The sequence below is a fragment of the Pelagibacterium luteolum genome (genome assembly GCF_900100665.1).
Lineage (GTDB): Bacteria > Pseudomonadota > Alphaproteobacteria > Rhizobiales > Devosiaceae > Pelagibacterium > Pelagibacterium luteolum.
Genome location: NZ_FNCS01000001.1, coordinates 96600 through 110419 on the forward strand (window position 1 = coordinate 96600; position 13820 = coordinate 110419).

At 62.5% G+C, this 13820-nt stretch carries 14 protein-coding genes; 6 read left to right on the forward strand and 8 right to left on the reverse strand.

Annotated features, from left to right (window positions below; all coding sequences use genetic code 11):
- Window positions 1–174 precede the first annotated feature (174 nt).
- Window positions 175–297, reverse strand: coding sequence for a hypothetical protein (locus BLR31_RS22165; protein ID WP_280139100.1), 123 nt, complete (start codon window positions 295–297; stop codon window positions 175–177).
- A gap of 61 nt (window positions 298–358) precedes the next feature.
- Here BLR31_RS22165 and BLR31_RS00510 point away from each other — a divergent pair, with 61 nt between their 5' ends.
- Together BLR31_RS00510 and BLR31_RS00515 are read left to right on the forward strand one after the other, a co-directional pair.
- Entirely contained in the window at window positions 359–556 is a 198-nt protein-coding gene (locus tag BLR31_RS00510; protein ID WP_090589604.1) for a twin transmembrane helix small protein, read from the forward strand.
- Window positions 557–565: 9 nt separating this feature from the next.
- A complete protein-coding gene (locus BLR31_RS00515) occupies window positions 566–1159 on the forward strand; it encodes a cob(I)yrinic acid a,c-diamide adenosyltransferase (RefSeq protein WP_090589607.1) in 594 nt (197 codons plus the stop codon).
- A gap of 84 nt (window positions 1160–1243) precedes the next feature.
- Here the strand turns inward: BLR31_RS00515 and BLR31_RS00520 are convergent, their stop codons facing one another.
- The 3 genes from BLR31_RS00520 to ispG are packed head-to-tail and all read right to left on the reverse strand — an operon-like array spanning window position 1244 to window position 3360.
- On the reverse strand, window positions 1244–1732 hold the full coding sequence (locus BLR31_RS00520) for a GNAT family N-acetyltransferase (RefSeq protein WP_176762438.1): 489 nt from the start codon (window positions 1730–1732) through the stop codon (window positions 1244–1246).
- Entirely contained in the window at window positions 1732–2112 is a 381-nt protein-coding gene (locus tag BLR31_RS21505) for a hypothetical protein (RefSeq protein ID WP_176762439.1), read from the reverse strand. Before BLR31_RS21505 ends, BLR31_RS00520 begins: the two co-directional genes overlap by 1 nt.
- Window positions 2113–2115: 3 nt before the next feature.
- Window positions 2116–3360 carry a flavodoxin-dependent (E)-4-hydroxy-3-methylbut-2-enyl-diphosphate synthase gene (ispG, locus tag BLR31_RS00525; RefSeq protein ID WP_090589615.1) on the reverse strand — a complete coding sequence of 415 codons (1245 nt, stop codon included), beginning with the start codon at window positions 3358–3360 and terminating at the stop codon, window positions 2116–2118.
- A gap of 294 nt (window positions 3361–3654) precedes the next feature.
- On the opposite strand from ispG, the gene BLR31_RS00530 reads away from it, so the two are divergent.
- The 3 genes from BLR31_RS00530 to BLR31_RS00540 all read left to right on the forward strand — a co-directional run bounded on the left by BLR31_RS00530 (window position 3655) and on the right by BLR31_RS00540 (window position 4758).
- Entirely contained in the window at window positions 3655–3954 is a 300-nt protein-coding gene (locus BLR31_RS00530) for a GIY-YIG nuclease family protein (protein ID WP_090591918.1), read from the forward strand.
- A gap of 257 nt (window positions 3955–4211) precedes the next feature.
- On the forward strand, window positions 4212–4520 hold the full coding sequence (locus BLR31_RS00535) for a YkvA family protein (RefSeq protein WP_090589617.1): 309 nt from the start codon (window positions 4212–4214) through the stop codon (window positions 4518–4520).
- Window positions 4521–4599: 79 nt separating this feature from the next.
- Window positions 4600–4758, forward strand: coding sequence for a DUF3309 domain-containing protein (locus BLR31_RS00540; protein WP_090589621.1), 159 nt, complete (start codon window positions 4600–4602; stop codon window positions 4756–4758).
- Between the two features lie 121 nt (window positions 4759–4879).
- Here BLR31_RS00540 and BLR31_RS00545 read toward each other — a convergent pair whose 3' ends face one another.
- From BLR31_RS00545 to BLR31_RS00560, 4 genes are all read right to left on the reverse strand, one after another.
- Window positions 4880–6571 (reverse strand): putative bifunctional diguanylate cyclase/phosphodiesterase, encoded by a 1692-nt coding sequence (locus BLR31_RS00545; RefSeq protein WP_176762440.1) that lies wholly within the window; start codon window positions 6569–6571, stop codon window positions 4880–4882.
- A 136-nt stretch (window positions 6572–6707) separates the two neighbouring features.
- Window positions 6708–10148 (reverse strand): pyruvate carboxylase, encoded by a 3441-nt coding sequence (pyc, locus tag BLR31_RS00550; RefSeq protein ID WP_090589628.1) that lies wholly within the window; start codon window positions 10146–10148, stop codon window positions 6708–6710.
- Between the two features lie 223 nt (window positions 10149–10371).
- On the reverse strand, window positions 10372–10794 hold the full coding sequence (locus tag BLR31_RS00555; RefSeq protein WP_090589631.1) for a protein tyrosine phosphatase family protein: 423 nt from the start codon (window positions 10792–10794) through the stop codon (window positions 10372–10374).
- 498 nt (window positions 10795–11292) lie between these two features.
- Window positions 11293–12354 carry a glycine betaine ABC transporter substrate-binding protein gene (locus tag BLR31_RS00560; RefSeq protein WP_090589635.1) on the reverse strand — a complete coding sequence of 354 codons (1062 nt, stop codon included), beginning with the start codon at window positions 12352–12354 and terminating at the stop codon, window positions 11293–11295.
- Between the two features lie 240 nt (window positions 12355–12594).
- Here BLR31_RS00560 and BLR31_RS00565 point away from each other — a divergent pair, with 240 nt between their 5' ends.
- Window positions 12595–13803, forward strand: coding sequence for an ABC transporter substrate-binding protein (locus BLR31_RS00565; RefSeq protein WP_090589638.1), 1209 nt, complete (start codon window positions 12595–12597; stop codon window positions 13801–13803).
- Window positions 13804–13820: the final 17 nt, after the last annotated feature.

The window sequence follows — 13820 nt, forward strand, 5'->3', positions numbered from 1 at the left end:
TCTTCGCGCTCCGAAACGTAAAACAGCAATTGCCTCGCCCACAGCAGATATCTTAAGGCATTTTTGGTGCGCGTGGACAACTTCACGTCGAAATAACGCATTGTAAATCAATACATTAGGATTTTTCTGGCTGAACCCACTTCGTGGCGATGGTCCAATCGTCCCCGCACAACCCTACATATATGGTTCGAGATCGGCGATTGTGCCGATGATCGACAGGGCTGTACCCGAGTTGGCGACAGCGCTGTGCCGATTGGCGCCCTGCGGGCTCTGGTACGGCGCGACGAAATGGGGCATGACCCGTTGACGGCCCCCAAGCGTAGAGAGTCGACAGGGCCAGAAAGATGAAGGCGACGCCATGGAAGCGGCAACAAATATTTTGATCATTCTCGCCATCGCGGCGACGGCGGTGATCCTGTTCATGGGACTGTGGAACATGTTCAAGGGCGGCTCGGGCAACACCAGCCAGAAGCTGATGCGGGCCCGCGTCATCATGCAGGCGATCGCCGTGGCGCTTCTGATGGCGGCGCTGTTTTTCTTCGGACCGCAACGCTAGGGAGCCCGCATGGTCAAGCTCAACAAGATTTATACAAAGACCGGCGATGACGGCACCACCGGGCTGGTCGATGGACCGCGGCGGGACAAGGACGATCTGCGGGTGGAAGCGTATGGCACTGTCGATGAAGCCAATTCGGCCATCGGACTGGTGCGGCTCCACACATCGAGCATGATGCGGGTCGACCATGCGCTGGGCACCATCCAGAACGATTTGTTCGACCTCGGGTCCGACCTTGCAACACCCGGACCCGATGAGGGGCGCAAATATGCGGCGCTGCGGGTCACCGCGCGGCAAATCGATTGGCTGGAACGCCAGATCGATCAGTTCAACGAAGCGCTGGCGCCGCTCACCTCGTTCGTTTTGCCCGGCGGCTCGCATCTGTCGGCCTCGCTGCACCTCGCTCGCACGATCGTGCGCCGCGCCGAACGCATCTGTGTGGGTTTGAAGCGCGCCGAGCCCGACACCAATCCCGAAGCGATCCGCTATCTCAATCGATTGTCCGATCTGTTGTTCGTTCTGGCCCGCGTGGCCAATGGCAATGGTGAAAAGGACGTGCTCTGGGAGCCGGGGCGGAATACCGGGACGAGCAAAGACAAATAGGTTTAGGCACGGCCAGCAAGGCCCCCTCACCCGCCGCTGCGGGGCGACCTCTCCCCCCTAAGGGAGAGGTTGGGTTGGGCGCCGTCAGAGGCCCAGGCGCTTCCGCATGGCGATGCCGTAGGGTGGGCGCTGTTCAGGCGGGAGGTTGCGCTCGGTGTAGCCGCGGCGTTCGTAAAAGCGCCGGGCGGTGATGGTGGAGACGAGGTCGACATGGCTGGCGCCCGACCGGGCCAGCTCGGCCTCGAGATGATCCATCATGGCCGAGGACACACCGCGGAAGCGCATCTCGGGGTGGATGTAGTTCAAAACGATCCCTTCGCCCTCGCGGATACCGCCGGCGCTGGCGATCCGGCCATCGAGAATGGCGACGAAAATCGTGTTCAAAGGATCGGCGAGCCAGCCGCGAAAATGTTCGGGCGTCTTGTTGGACAGCCAGTGCGAGAGCCGCGCCGTATCATTGCCATGGTCGGGCACGCACAATTCGGTAATCGAACGGCGCAGCAGACTGGCGGCTTCCACGGCGTCCGCGTCGGTGGCGCGGCGGATGGTGATCTGGCCATTTGGCCCAGACATCAGGCCCGCCGCCAAGCCGTCCAGCCCTTTGTAAGCACATAGGCGAGCGCCAGAATAAGCGCGAGGACGAAGTCGATCATGCCAGCCTGGACAGCGCCGGGGATGAAGGGGGAGGTGAGCCCGGCCAGCCCGATGATCGCCTTGTGAAAGAAGGCAAGCTCCCAAAGGCCGGCGCTGGCGCGCGGGCGCAGGGCGAGCAGGGCAAAGAGGGCAGCAAACATCGCGAACCCCCATTTCTGCCACAGCGCCAGCCAGCCCGCTTCGGGCGCGACGTCGAGGGCGAACGCGGCGATGAAAGCGTAGGCGGCGCCGATTGCGCACAGTGCGGCCAACGCGCGGCCGATGCCATCGGCGATCGAGGTGACGGGTTGAATGATCATGAGCTATTCCGCTGCAGGTTTGGCCCGTCCTGCGCCGAACCGGTTTTCGATGTAATCGGCGACCATCAGCTTGAACTGGTCGGCGACGTCGGCGCCCTTGAGGGTGGCGACCTTCTGACCCTCGACGAACACCGGGGCCGAGGGGGTTTCGCCGGTGCCGGGAAGCGAGATGCCGATATCGGCGTGCTTGGATTCCCCCGGTCCGTTGACGATGCAGCCCATGACGGCGACCGACATGGCTTCGACCCCGGGATATTTCTCGCGCCATTCGGGCATCGAGGTCGAAAGGTGGTCCTGGATGTCCTTGGCGAGGGTCTGGAACGTCGTCGAGGTGGTGCGCCCGCAGCCGGGGCATGCGGCAACGACGGGGACGAACTGGCGGAAGCCCATGGTCTGGAGCAGTTCCTGAGCTACTTTGACCTCGAGGGTGCGATCGCCGCCCGGTTCGGGGGTCAATGAGATGCGGATCGTGTCGCCGATCCCCTGCTGCAGAAGGATGCCGAGGGCGGCGGAGGAGGCGACGATGCCCTTTGATCCCATGCCGGCTTCGGTGAGGCCGAGATGGAGCGCGTAGTCGCAGCGGACGGCCAATTCCTGATAGACGGCGATCAATTGCTGCACGTCGGAGACCTTGGTGGACAAGATGATCCTGTCGCGGCCCATGCCGAGCTCTTCGGCGCGTTCGGCCGATAGGATCGCCGAGCGGATAATGGCCTCGCGCTGGACATGCGCGGCGCTCCACGGCGTTTCGCGGGCGGCGTTTTCATCCATGAGGACGGTGAGCAGTTCCTGATCGAGCGAACCCCAATTGACCCCGATGCGCACCGGTTTGTCGTAGCGGTTGGCGATCTCGATCATCTGGGAGAATTGTTTGTCGCGCTTGTCGCGGAACCCGACATTGCCCGGATTGATGCGGTATTTGGCCAGCGCTTCGGCACAGGCGGGATGATCGGCCAGGAGCTTGTGGCCGATATAGTGAAAATCGCCGACCAGGGGCACGTTGACGCCACGAACCATCAGGCGGTCGCGGATGATGGGCACGGCAGCAGCGGCTTCATCGCGATCGACGGTGATGCGCACGATTTCCGACCCGGCCCGCGCCAGCGCTGCAACCTGAGCTACAGTGGCATCGATATCGGCGGTGTCGGTATTGGTCATCGACTGGACGACGATGGGCGCGCCACCGCCGACCGTGACCCCGCCGACATCGACCCCGACCGTGCGATTGCGCTGTGCTGGACCTGCCATGACGAACCTTCCCAATGCTGGCGCAAGACATAAGGGTTTGATGAGATCAGCGCAATATTGTGGGGGTGTGACAATGGGTGTGGGTGGGAGGAGTGGGGTTGGTGAAGTGGATGCTCTCTCTGGCGTGGAGCATACTGGGTCCCGGCTCAAGGCAGGGATGACACGGGTGGGATGTGGCGAAGGGGGGCCGAAACGTGCGGCGTACGGCAACAGCATTGGGTAGACTCATGCGCTGCCGCAAACCACACTGTCGTCCCGGGCGAAGACCCGGGATCCAGTATGCTCGGAGGGGGCATGGGGGCGCAGCGATATTACTATGTTTATATTCTCGCCAGCGGGATTGGCGGAACGCTGTATGTTGGGGTGACGAACGATCTTTTTCGCCGAATCGGTGAGCATCGGGACAAGGCCGTTGCGGGGTTTACGCGAGCGTATGACGTCGAACGGCTCGTCTATTACGAGACCCATGAAAGCATCGACGGCGCAATCGAGCGCGAAAAGCGGCTCAAGCGATGGCGCAGGGGATGGAAGGTTCAGTTGATTGAAGAGCAGAACCCCAATTGGGTCGATCTCTTTGCGGGATTGAGGCCGTAAGACGAGGCCATCGCCCATTCGGAGCATACTGGGTCCCGGCTCACGGCCGGGATGACGGCTGGGGATGGGGCGAGCGATGTGGCCCTCATGTATCGGTGGTAAGGTACACCATTGCAGCCAATACCCGATGTCGTCCCGGGCGAAGACCCGGGGTGACGGAGGGGGTGGGGTGAGCGGTGTGGCAATCTTTTCGCTCACGATGTCGAGGGTCGTGGCGAACCCCTTGAACCGGCGGGCGGCGTACCCATTTATTTTCCATGATCAAGAGCTTCGCTTCACTTCTGCTGCCTCGCTTCCTGCGGTTTCGCAAGGAAGTGGTGCTGTTGTGGAAGGCGTTCTGGACGCCGGCCACCCCGCTTTACCTCAAGGTCGCGACCTTCGCGGCCGTGGCATATCTTGTGTGGCCGGTCGATATCCTGCCCGATTTCATCCCGTTTCTGGGCTGGATCGACGATATCGTGATCGTCCCGCTTATTGTTGGCTGGATCGTTTCGCAACTGCCGGGTGCCAAGGCACCGGCAGAGCGCGACGGGCCGGTAATCGACGGGACGGCGCGGCGCGTATAATCAACGTTGACCGCGGGAACCATTTTGCCCTCACGAATGTTTTACAGCCCATAATGGTCACTGTGAGGGAAATTTCAAAATGGGCCTTTCGACAATCCTGATAATTATCCTGATTTTGCTTCTGATCGGCGCGCTGCCGACATGGGGCTATTCCCGGTCCTGGGGCTATGGCCCGACCGGCATTCTTGGCGTCATCCTCGTCGTCATCCTGATTTTGATGCTTATGGGTATGATCTGACCTTAAAGCATTTCGGCCCGCGTACCTTTCCGGCGCGGGCCGACCCAAATTTCTACGATTGATCTCCTCCTAGCTCCCCTTAATGGACGGTTTGGTTTTTGCCAGACCGTCCTTTTTTTATTCAGCCCACTTTCTGGGTCAGGGTCGCATCGGCTGCGTCTGCGGCAAGGAGCGAGATGTCGGCGATCGCTTCGGCCAGATCGGTGGCAGAGACCGGCTTGGAGAAGTAGAAGCCCTGGAAGAGATTGCAGCCGCGGGCGGCGAGATAATCGACCTCTTCGCGGCGCTCGGTGCCCTCGGCGAGGATTTTCAGCCCCAGCCCGGACGAGAGCGCAATAACCGCGTTGCAGATGGCCTGCGCGTCGGGGGCGGTATCGACATTGGTGACGAACTCGCGATCGATCTTGAGCTTGTCGACGGGCAGCTTGCGCAACTGGCTCATCGAGGCATAGCCGGTGCCGAAATCGTCGATGGCGACCGAAAGACCCAGATCCTTCAATTGGCGGAAGGTCTTGTGGGTGTGCTCATAGTCGAGCATGGCGGCGCTTTCGGTCAGTTCGATCTCGAGCCTTGTGGGATCGATGCGCGCTGCAGCAAGGGCCTCCTTGAGCTGGCTTTCGAGCCGGTGATCGAGGAACTGGCTGGCCGACAGATTGACGGCAACGGTGATCGGGTCGACGCCCTCGCTGTCCCAGCGCGCCATCTGAGCGCAGGCTTCGCGCATGACCCAGAGACCGATATCGTCGATCAGCCCGGAGCGTTCGGCGATCGGGATGAAGCGGGCCGGCGAGACGAGGCCGTGCTGGGGATGGTTCCAGCGCACCAGCGCCTCGGCGCCAATCGCCCTGCCGCGAGCCATATCGACCACCGGCTGGAAGTGGAGCACCAATTGATTGGCATCGATGGCGGTGCGCAAATCCTGTTCGAGAACGAAGGCTTCGCGCATGGCGTCGCGGGCGCCCGAGGTAAAGAACGCGACCGATTTGGGCCGTGCGGCGCTGGCAGCGGAAATCGCGGCATCGAGCACGGTGTCGCCGGTTTCCCCATCTTCGCCCATAATGCTGAGGCCGGCGGAAAAGACCGGGAGCAATTCGATGCCGTCGAGCACCAGCTTTTCGTTGAGCTCGGCGATGATGGCGGCGATTTCGGCCTTGAGCGTGCCGCGATCGGCGACGGGGGCGACAAAGGCAAAGGACGGGCCGCTGACACGGGCCAGATGGGCATCGGCACCGACATGGGTGCGCAACCGATTGGCCAGCCGCGCCATCATGGCGTCGGCCCGGGTCTGGTCGAAGCTGGAGATGATCTGCTGATAGGTGACCAGCCGCAGGGCGACGATGGCGGTGTTCGATGACGCCGGCAGCGTGGCCAGGGTCGAAAGCAGCGCCTTGCGGTTCAAAAGCCCGGTGACCGGATCGGTGGTTTCGAGAAGGGTAAGGCTGGCGTCGAGCTGTTCGAGCGTTGCCCCCGCGTCCGCCATCAGGGTTCCGGCCTCGTCGTCGAACTCACGCGGCAGCGGGTCGATGACCCGGTCCTCGCGATATTTGCGCAGCGCGTTCGAGGTGGCGAACACGGGCTGCAGCAAGCCATTGAGGATAAGGAGCGTCGCACCGGTGCCGGCGAGGGTCGCGACGAGCGCCACGCCGAGCGTGCCCCAGATCAGCGCCGGATCGCGCGTGAGATTGAACACCGACCAGCCGATGATGCCGATCAGGGGGATATGCGTGCCAAGGAACGCGATGACCATGATCTTGGCGCGATAATTTAGAAAACCAAAGCGCGCTATGGCGCGATACAACCCGAGCCCATTCATTGGGGCGTCCTCCCGCTTGAGATGGGGAGACGGTCTCATGGGTATATGTACTTAGGGGTAAAGATGAAAAAGCGTGATCGCAAAACCTGCCATCACGCCTAATCAATACCTAACATGTCACACGAACTATTTGTGTTTATTCCAGCCTGATCAGCAGATCCTTGGCATCGATCTGGTCGCCCGGCTTGACGAGAACTTCGGCGATGGTGCCGGCGGCTTCGGCATGGATGGCGGTTTCCATCTTCATCGCTTCGATGCTGAGGAGCACGTCGCCGGCCTCGACCTTTTGGCCCGCTTGAACCGAAAGCTGGGAGATGACGCCGGGCATCGGCGCACCGACCTGCTTGGCATCGCCCGGAGCGGCCTTGGGGCGAGCGACGATGTCGCCGGCTTTCAACCGATCGGGGACAGCGACGGCGCGGGGCTGGCCGTTGAGATCGAAGAAGACGCGGACCATGCCCTTTTCATTGGTTTCCGACTGGCCGAGGAACTGGACGACCATGGTCTTGCCCTTTTCCAGATCGACGAGGATTTCGTCGGACGGATCGAGGCCGTAGAAATAGACCGGCGTGGGGAGCACTTCGGTGGGGCCATATGTGTCCTGAGCCTTGCAGAATTCGGCAAAGACTTTTGGGTACATGAGGTATGAGGCGAGGCGGAAATCGTCGATTTCGATGCCGGTGGCCTCCTCTGCCTTTTTGCGCTCGGCTTCGAGATCGGCGGGCGCGAGGCCCTTGCCGGGGCGTTCGGTCAGGGGCTTTTTACCCTTTAGGACCTTTTTCTGCAGCGCCTCGGGGAAGCCGCCGGTGGGCTGGCCCAGATCGCCGGCAAAAAAGCCGATGACGGAATCGGGGAAGGAAATGTCCTTGTCGGGGTTTTCGACGTCGGCGCGGGTAAGGTTGGACGAGACCATGGCCAGCGCCATGTCGCCCACCACCTTGGACGAGGGCGTCACCTTGACGATATCGCCAAACATCTGGTTGACGTCGGCATAGGTCTGGGCGACCTCGTGCCAGCGGGTTTCCAGCCCCATGGAGCGGGCCTGTTCCTTGAGATTGGTGAACTGGCCGCCGGGCATTTCATGGAGATAGACCTCCGACGCCCCGCCTTTGAGATCGCTTTCGAAAGCGCGGTACTGGGTGCGGACCGCCTCCCAATAGAACGAGATTTCTCGGATGGCTTTGGGGGAGAGTTCGGGATCGCGATCGGTGCCTTCGAGCGCGGCGACGAGCGAGCCGAGGGTCGGCTGACTAGTGGTGCCGGAGAACGAATCCATGGCCGCATCGACGGCATCGACGCCCGCTTCGCACGCGGCGAGAACCGTAGCGGCCGAAGCGCCCGAGGTGTCGTGGGTGTGGAAGTGGATGGGGATGCCGATCTCTTCCTTGAGCGTCGCGAACAGCTTTTTGGCGGCGGGGGCTTTCATGACGCCGGCCATGTCCTTGATGCCCAGGACATGCGCGCCCGCAGCTTCGAGTTCCTTGGCCAGTGAGACATAGTATTTGAGATCGTATTTGGCGCGATCGGGGTCGAGCATGTCGCCGGTGTAGCAGACGACGCCTTCGCAGACCTTGCCGCTCTCGATCACCGCGTCCATGGCGACGCGCATGTTTTCGACCCAGTTAAGGCAGTCGAACACGCGGAAGATGTCGATGCCGCCCTCGGCGGCTTTCTTGACGAAAAACTGCACCACGTTGTCGGGGTAGTTGGTGTAGCCCACGCCATTGGCGCCGCGCAGCAGCATCTGCGTTAAAATGTTTGGCGCGCCCTCGCGGATTTTGCTCAGGCGCTCCCATGGGTCCTCATTGAGGAACCGCATGGAGACGTCGAAGGTCGCGCCGCCCCAGCATTCCAGGGAGAAAAGGTTCGGCAGGCCGCGCGAATAGGCCATGGCAATGCGCTCCATATCGAAGGTGCGCATGCGGGTGGCGAGCAGAGACTGATGGCCGTCGCGCATGGTGGTGTCGGTGAACAGCACCCGGCTCTGTGCCTTCATCCAGTCGGCGAGACCTTTCGCGCCGTCGCGCTCGAGGATCTGGCGGCTGCCCTCATTGACCGAGAGCGGCGGATAGGTGGGGACCACCGGCGCTGCGGCATTGGCCGGCGGGCGCGGACGATCGCGGACTTCGGGGTGTCCGTTGACCGTGACGTCGGCGATATAGGTCAGAAGCTTGGTGGCGCGATCCTTGCGCTTTTCGATGTTGAACAGCTCGGGCGTCGTATCGATAAACCGCGTCGTATAGGTATTGTCGCGGAATTTGGGGTGCGAAATGATGTTTTCGAGGAACGCCAGATTGGTCGAAACGCCCCGGATGCGGAATTCGCGCAGGGCGCGATCCATGCGGGCGATGGCCTCTTCCGGCGTCGGCGCCCAGCAGGTGACTTTTTCGAGCAGCGGATCGTAGTAGCGCGTGATCACAGCGCCCGAATAGGCGGTGCCGCCATCAAGGCGTACGCCGAACCCGGTGGCGCCGCGATAGGCGGTGATGCGGCCGTAATCGGGGATGAAGTTTTCTTCGGGGTCTTCGGTGGTGACGCGGCACTGCAGCGCGTGGCCGTGGAGGACGATGTCCTCCTGTTTCGGGATGCCCGATTCCGGCGTGCCGATCACCGCGCCATCCATGACGTGGATCTGCGCCTTGACGATATCGATGCCGGTCACCTCCTCTGTGACCGTATGCTCAACCTGGATGCGGGGGTTCACTTCGATGAAGTAGAACTCGTCGGTCTCGGCATCCATCAGGAATTCGACGGTGCCCGCGCAGCGATAGCCGGCCTCGTTGCCGAGCCGCAGGGCGGCATCGGTCAGGGCTTTGCGCGTGGCGTCGTTGAGATAGGGCGCCGGGGCACGCTCGACGACCTTCTGGTTGCGGCGCTGGACCGAACAGTCACGCTCGAACAGATGGACGAGATTGCCGTGATCGTCGCCGAGCAATTGCACCTCGACGTGGCGGGCCTTTTCGACCAGCTTTTCGAGATACATCTCGTCCTTGCCGAACGCGGCTTTCGCCTCGCGCTTGCCTTCCGAGACCTCGGACTTGAGCTGTTTGGGATCGGTGATGCGCCGCATGCCGCGACCGCCACCGCCCCAGCTAGCCTTGAGCATGAGCGGATAGCCGATCTCGTCGGCCATTTTCGCGACCTCATCGAGATCGTCGGGCAAGGGCTCGGTGGCGGGGACGACTGGCACGCCGGCCTTGATGGCCATGTTGCGCGCGGCGACCTTGTTGCCCAGATCGCGCATGGTCTGCGCCTTGGGGCCGATAAAAATAATGCCCGCATCAGCGCAGGCATCGGCAAATTCGGGGCTTTCGGACAAAAGGCCATAGCCGGGGTGGATGGCGTCGGCGCCCGAGAGTCTGGCGACGCGAATATATTCGTCGATCTGCAGATAGGCTTCGACGGGGCCCTTGCCCTGCCCGATCAGATACGCCTCGTCGGCCTTGAACCGGTGCAGCGCCAGCTTGTCCTCTTCGGCGAACACAGCGACCGTTTTCAGCCCCAGCTCATTGGCGGCGCGGAACACGCGGATGGCGATCTCGGACCGGTTGGCAACGAGGATTTTCTTGATGGCCATGGCTTTCCTCTTTGATGTGCGATGACGTAACGGGCTGGCTGCTCCGGACCTCCCCATTGTCGCCCCGGCCTTGAGCCTGGGTCCAGTATGCGCGACGCGTATGATTGACCACAAGCGCGGAGCATACTGGGTCCCGGATCAAGTCCGGGATGACAGGGTTTGGATTGGCAACGCTGCAATCGAAGTTTCGAGCGCAGCTTTCATGAACGAAAGCCAGCGCTGCCTATGACAGTTTTTTGTCCAAATGGGCGGCGAGATGCTGCATGTCGTACCCGGCTTTGGCGGCGGCGCCGATGATGGAATCCGCGCTGTCTTCGCCGGCCTGACTAAGCGCCCAGAGGGTGGTCGAGCGGGTGCCGGAGCGGCAGAAGGCGAACACCGGGCCATTGCTCGCGTCGAGCGCGGCCTGGGTCTGGGCGACCATTTCGGGGGTCACGCCTTCGCGGCCCATGGGAATGTCATAATAGCCAAGGCCCGCCGCTTCGGCTGCGGCCTTGATTTCGGCAGCGGTCGGCTGGTCGGGCGCTTCGCCATCGGGCCGGTTGTTGATGATCGAGACAAACCCGGCAGCCTTGATCGCTTCGACATCGGCAGGCTGAATCTGCCCCGAAACGCTGACGCGGTCATTGATCTTCTTGATATCCAAAACCCTGTCTCCCGAGACACCATATAAGGCCGTTTTCCTGAGGGTGGTTATAAACGGCTTGTCGGGGCGAGTGCAACGGGGAGGTGTCGGCGGGGGATGTGTGTGTCCGTTCATGCGCCGGACGGCGCATGGCTGGGTCCTCGGGTCAAGCCCGAGGATGACGGTGGGGGGGTGTGAGGCGCGGGGGATGAACGCTGCCTCAGCAGGCCGCCCCCCGAACGCTCTCCCACAAAGGGAGAGGGGGCGGGCCGGGGGTGAGACTGGGCGGTGATGAGGCATTTGTCGCTGCTCCAACCACCGCCGTCGTCCCGGGCGGAGACCCGGGATCCAGTATGCTCAGGGTATGAAATTGGCCACGGTGGTCGACAATCGATGCGGAGCATACTGGGTCCCGGCTCAGGGCCGGATGACGGGTTTGGGTTTGGTGAGCGGTTGGGAATGACCTCTGACTCAGGGCCCTTCACCGGCTTGCCGGTGAGGGAGCCGTGAGCGGTGGAGTTAGTCCTCAGCCTCAGCCTCAGCCTCAGCCTCCCCCACCCATGGCCGCCAGATGTCCTGGCCGGTGATGAGGAAGTGCTGGGCGACGGCTTCGGGGGAGGCGTCTTCTTCGGCTTGCCAGGCAAGGAGCCGGTTCATTTCTTCGAGCGGCATCGAGGCGCGTGCGAAATAGTCGGCGACATCGGGGGCGTCAGTGAAGACCCATTCGGCGACCGCGATGACCACGCTGTCGGGGGCAAAACCCGAGCCTTCGAAGGGGACGCAATCGCGGATGGCCATGCATTGGGCGCTGCCCGGATCGAATCCTCCCATATCGAGCGGCACGAGGTCGAGGCGATGGATCAGCGCATTGGGCTGCCAGTAATAGGTGATGAACGGATCGCGCCGGGCAAAGGATTCCGATAGCCGCGCGTCCATGTCGAACCGATCGAGCGGTTCGACGACGTCGAAATGCTCGGTGAGGCCCAGCCCCGCCGCCATGTTCTGGTTGATGATGGCGCAGGCCCATTCGGTGGGGCATGACATGAGTTCGGCCCGCTCGGTGCCGGGCGGGGCGAACACCTGCCAATGATCCGCGACGTCCTCGCTCGAGGTCAGGCCGGGATTGTTCTCGATCACATAGCGCGGCACGAACCACGCTTCGAGCGCACCGCCTGAAAACGTGGGGGCTGCGGCGCGGGCGCTCGACGCGCGCATGGCGCCGTTCCAGACTTCGGCCTGGCGCGACACCCAGAGCTCGGGCGCTACGGCAGGCTGGCGCGTCGTCGCGATGGACGAGAGCGTGGTTTCGGGCTCGCCGGGCACCAGCCGGACGGTACATTCAAATTCGGCCCGCAGCAGCGTGGCGTGGATGTTTGCGAGAATGGCGGCCGAGGGCCAGCCCATCTCCGCGATGGTGAATTCATTGGTGCCGCAGGGGGCCGAGGGTTCGGGCTCGGACACCGGCTCTGCCGCTTCGGGCGTATCCGGGCCGGGGCTTTCGAGCACCTGGATCTGCGCAAGAGCGGGCATGGCCAGGCCAATGCCGAAGGCGATGAGGGCGGCACGAGCCAGATTGCGCATATAAGTCCCGCTCCGGGTTGGCTTGTAGGAAGGGTCGCAAATCGAAGGGCGTTAAGCAACTGGCACCAAACAACATTCGTTCCAAAACCTGATGACTCCATCCGCGATGTTGTGCAATGTTACCGCCGGAAAGGTTCCAGCGAGTGGGCCTTGATCCAGTTGGGCTGCCCGAACCCGGTACCATTCCGGGAGTGTCTGGAGGGGACGGGCGCGGCGCGACGAAAATTTTAGAGGGATATCATGCAGACCATCAAAAGAACTTTGAGCCTCGCGGTTGCCACCTCGGTTCTGGCTGTCGCCGCACCGGCTGTCGCACAGGACGCAACGCTGGGCTTTCTCGGCGGGCTGACCGGCCCGATCGAATCCATGGCCCCCGGCATCGTCGCCGGTGCGCAGCTGGCCGTCGATCAGGTCAACGAACAGGGCGGCATCCTCGATGGCGGCACGCTCTCGATGATCACAGCCGACTCTGCCTGTGACGCGACCGGCGGCGCCAACGCAGCCGACCGCCTGATCAACACCGACAACGTGACGGCCATCGTGGGTGGCCTGTGCACCGGTGAAACCGTTGGCGGCGCACAGTCGGCCGGCATTCCCGGCGGCGTGGTGATGGTTTCGCCCGCTTCGACAGCACCGTCGCTGACCACGCTCGAAGACAACGACCTCGTCTTCCGCACCACCCCATCCGACGCGTTCCAGGGCCAGAAGCTCGCCGAACTGCTGCTGGCCAAGGGCGTCGAAGACGTCGCGCTGACCTATGTCAACAACGACTATGGTTCGGGCTTTGCCTCGGCATTCACCGAGACCTACGAAGCCAATGGCGGCACCGTGATGGCCAATCTGGCTCACGAAGACCTGAAGGCCGATTATCGCGCCGAACTGGGCACGCTCGCCTCGTCGGGTTCGATGAACCTCGTCGTTCTCGCCTACGCATCCTCCTCGGGACAGACCCTTCTGCGCCAGGCGCTGGAATCGGGCAATTTCGAAACCTATGTCGGCGGTGACGGCATGGTCGGCGAAGATCTCTTCACCGGCATCGACGCTGCTGCGCTCGACGGCATGATCATCACCCGCGCCGGCGCCTATGAAGGCGATTCGGCTTCGGTGTTCGCCTCGCTCGCCGGTGAAGCCGGTGTGGTCGCCGACGCGGTTTACGCCCCGCAGGCCTATGACGCCGCGTTCCTCCTCGCGCTCGCGATCGAAAAGAACGGCTCGGCTGACCGCGAAGGTCTCTCGGCCGCTCTGCGTGAAGTCTCCTCCGCGCCTGGTGAAATCATCCTTCCGGGCGAATGGGAAAAAGCCAAGGAGCTGATCGCTGCCGGCACCGACATCGATTACGAAGGCGCCGGTGGCACCATGGACTTCGATGACGCCGGTGACATCGAAGGCGTTATCGTCGAACTGACCGTCGAAGGCGGCGCGTTCGTCGAAGTCGGCGTTATCGAATAAGGGTTCAGCGCAAGCTG

Excerpts from the sequence above, each read along its gene's own strand:
- ispG (WP_090589615.1), bottom strand. The coding sequence starts at position 3,360 with ATGGCAGGTCCAGCACAGCGCAATCGCACGGTCGGGGTCGATGTCGGC.
- BLR31_RS00565 (WP_090589638.1), top strand. The coding sequence starts at position 12,595 with ATGCAGACCATCAAAAGAACTTTGAGCCTCGCGGTTGCCACCTCGGTT.
- BLR31_RS00530 (WP_090591918.1), top strand. The coding sequence starts at position 3,655 with ATGGGGGCGCAGCGATATTACTATGTTTATATTCTCGCCAGCGGGATT.
- BLR31_RS00510 (WP_090589604.1), top strand. The coding sequence starts at position 359 with ATGGAAGCGGCAACAAATATTTTGATCATTCTCGCCATCGCGGCGACG.
- BLR31_RS22165 (WP_280139100.1), bottom strand. The coding sequence starts at position 297 with ATGCCCCATTTCGTCGCGCCGTACCAGAGCCCGCAGGGCGCCAATCGG.
- BLR31_RS00515 (WP_090589607.1), top strand. The coding sequence starts at position 566 with ATGGTCAAGCTCAACAAGATTTATACAAAGACCGGCGATGACGGCACC.
- pyc (WP_090589628.1), bottom strand. The coding sequence starts at position 10,148 with ATGGCCATCAAGAAAATCCTCGTTGCCAACCGGTCCGAGATCGCCATC.
- BLR31_RS00535 (WP_090589617.1), top strand. The coding sequence starts at position 4,212 with ATGATCAAGAGCTTCGCTTCACTTCTGCTGCCTCGCTTCCTGCGGTTT.
- BLR31_RS00560 (WP_090589635.1), bottom strand. The coding sequence starts at position 12,354 with ATGCGCAATCTGGCTCGTGCCGCCCTCATCGCCTTCGGCATTGGCCTG.
- BLR31_RS21505 (WP_176762439.1), bottom strand. The coding sequence starts at position 2,112 with ATGATCATTCAACCCGTCACCTCGATCGCCGATGGCATCGGCCGCGCG.
- BLR31_RS00545 (WP_176762440.1), bottom strand. The coding sequence starts at position 6,571 with ATGAATGGGCTCGGGTTGTATCGCGCCATAGCGCGCTTTGGTTTTCTA.
- BLR31_RS00540 (WP_090589621.1), top strand. The coding sequence starts at position 4,600 with ATGGGCCTTTCGACAATCCTGATAATTATCCTGATTTTGCTTCTGATC.
- BLR31_RS00520 (WP_176762438.1), bottom strand. The coding sequence starts at position 1,732 with ATGTCTGGGCCAAATGGCCAGATCACCATCCGCCGCGCCACCGACGCG.